Below are 1,692 nucleotides of genomic sequence, written 5' to 3' on the forward strand. Positions count from 1 at the left end.
CCCCTCGACCTGACCCAGGCGTCGCTCCGCTCCACCGTCATCCTCGACCGGAAAGGCCAGCTGCTGCGCCCCTTCGCCACCGCCGACGGGCGCTGGCGGCTGCCGGTGACGGCAAGCGAGGTCGATCCGCGCATGCTGGCCATGCTCAAGGCCTACGAAGACCGCCGCTTCGATACCCATTCCGGCATCGACCCCGCCGCCACCCTGCGCGCGGCCTGGCAATGGCTGAGGCACGGGCACATCGTGTCGGGCGGCTCGACCCTGTCGATGCAGGTCGCCCGCCTCGTCGAGCCCCGGACCGAGCGCTCGCTTCTCGCCAAGCTCCGGCAGATGATCCGCGCGGTCGCGCTGGAACGGAGCCTCGGCAAGGCCGGCGTGCTCGATCTCTACCTGGCCCTCGCCCCCTATGGCGGCCCGGTCGAGGGGATCCGGTCGGCGAGCCTCGCCTATTTCGGCCGCGAGCCCGCTCGCCTGTCCTTCGCCGAGAGCGCGCTCCTCGTCGCCCTGCCGCAATCGCCCGAGGCGCGCCGGCCCGACCGCTTCGCCGCCAACGCCAAGCGCGCCCGCGACCGGGTGCTCGACATCGCCGCGGAACGGGGCGTGCTGACCCCGAACGAGGCGCGGGCCGCCAAGGCCGAGCCGGTGCCGGCCACGCGAAAACACTTCCCGATGCTGGCGGCCCATGCCGCCGAGCAGGCCCTCGCCGCCGACCCGGATGCGCGAGTGCAGCACCTCACCCTCGATGCCCGCCTTCAGGCCAGCCTCGAGGCGCTGGCCGCCGAGCGCGCGGCGGCCGCCGGCCCGGCCTTGTCCGCCGCGATTCTCGCCATCGATAACCGCACGGGCGCGGTGCTCGCCCATGTCGGCAGTGCCGGCTATCTCGACGGGGCCCGGGCCGGCGCGGTCGATGCCACCCAGGCCGTGCGCTCGCCGGGCTCGGCGCTCAAACCCTTCATCTACGCGCTCGCCTTCGAGAACGGGCTCGCGCATCCGGAGACCCTCCTCGACGACCGCCCGGCCCGCTTCGCCGCGAGCTACGCGCCGGAAAACTTCGACATGGGCTATCGCGGCACGGTGACGGCGCGGTTCGCGCTGCAGCAATCCCTCAACCTGCCCGCCGTCGATCTGCTGGATGCGGTCGGCGCGGCCCGCTTCGTCGCGCGGTTGCGGGGAGCGGGAGCGACGATCCTGCTGCCGCGCGACACCGCGCCCGGCCTGCCGGTGGCGCTGGGCGGCCTGGGCATCACCCTCACCGATCTCGCCCGCCTCTATGCCGGACTGGCGCGGTCCGGCACCGTGCCGGCCCTGCTGCGGCGCCTCGACGGGGCCGCTCCGCCGGAGCCGGAGCGCCGCATCGCCGATCCGGTCGCGGCCTGGTACGTCGCCGACATCCTGCGCGGCGCCCCGCCGCCGGAGAATGCCCTGCCGGGGAGGATCAGCTTCAAGACCGGCACCTCCTACGGCTACCGCGATGCCTGGGCGGTGGGGTTCGATGCCCGCGTGACCATCGCCGTCTGGATCGGGCGGCCGGACGGCGCCTCGGTGCCGGGCCTGATCGGCCGCAGCCACGCCGCGCCGATCCTGTTCGACGCCTTCGCCCGGTTCGGCGGCGAGCCGGAGCCGCTGCCCCGACCCTGGCTCTTATCCACATCTGCAGCTGTCGACGAAAAGGTCGGGGCGAATTAGATGCGA

General features: G+C 73.8%; 1 protein-coding gene. It reads left to right on the forward strand.

Going from position 1 to position 1,692, the window contains the following annotated elements:
• Window positions 1–1,686 (forward strand): penicillin-binding protein 1C (gene pbpC / locus MZTS_RS24665; RefSeq protein WP_246482274.1); only part of this gene is annotated, 1,686 nt, incomplete at its 5' end.
• Window positions 1,687–1,692 lie beyond the last annotated feature (6 nt).

The organism is Methylorubrum zatmanii, from assembly GCF_014845115.1.
GTDB lineage: Bacteria > Pseudomonadota > Alphaproteobacteria > Rhizobiales > Beijerinckiaceae > Methylobacterium > Methylobacterium zatmanii.